Origin of the sequence: Paracoccus halophilus (assembly GCF_000763905.1) — a bacterium.
GTDB classification, from domain to species: domain Bacteria; phylum Pseudomonadota; class Alphaproteobacteria; order Rhodobacterales; family Rhodobacteraceae; genus Paracoccus; species Paracoccus halophilus.
Window position 1 is genome coordinate 1 of sequence record NZ_JRKN01000109.1, and the last position, 619, is coordinate 619.

The 619-nt window shown below is 53.2% G+C and carries 1 protein-coding gene and 1 pseudogene; both read right to left on the reverse strand.

The genetic code is table 11. From position 1 onward, the window contains the following. Nucleotides 1-277 (reverse strand): IS5 family transposase (locus tag IT41_RS19290; RefSeq protein ID WP_036741137.1); only part of this gene is annotated, 277 nt, incomplete at its 3' end. A gap of 227 nt (nt 278-504) precedes the next feature. Continuing rightward, a pseudogene (locus tag IT41_RS21200) lies at nt 505-619 on the reverse strand (IS5/IS1182 family transposase); the annotation flags it as partial.

Below are 619 nucleotides of genomic sequence, written 5' to 3' on the forward strand. Positions count from 1 at the left end.
CTATCATGATGGTGTCTCCGTCTCGCCCTGGTTGCGCCAAGTCCTTGAAGATGCGTGCGAACACACCCATACGAGACCATCTGACGAACCGGTTGTAGAGCGTCTTGTGCGGGCCATACACCGATGGCGCGTCGCGCCACTGCAAACCGTTCCGTTTGACGTAGATGATCCCACTCAGCACCCGCCGATCATCGACCCTTGGTACGCCACGTGATTTCGGAAAGTGCGGTCGAAGACGCTCCATCTGCGCCTCCGTCAACCAGTAGTAGTCGCTCATGTTGCCCCCGTAGTTTGCGGGCGTGAATCACGACTATCCAAAGGGTTCAAGCGGCCTTATGGGTCCTGACCCTAGTATGTTCTAGAGGATCGTTATTCTTTGACCTTTATGATACAATAGCGCCGGGTGGTGATCTTTTAGAGGGAGATTGTTTATGTCGAAAGATAGATTTTCTCTATTGTTTTTAGGCGTCACGATAAGCGCTTGCACTCAGCTAGGGTCAGGACTCATAGCCAATAGATGACGATTGCGGCGAGAGCGATTGCGGAAAGGAATACCTTGGGGCAGCGATCATACCGCGTTGCCACACGCCGCCAATCTTTGAGCCTGCCGAACATGATC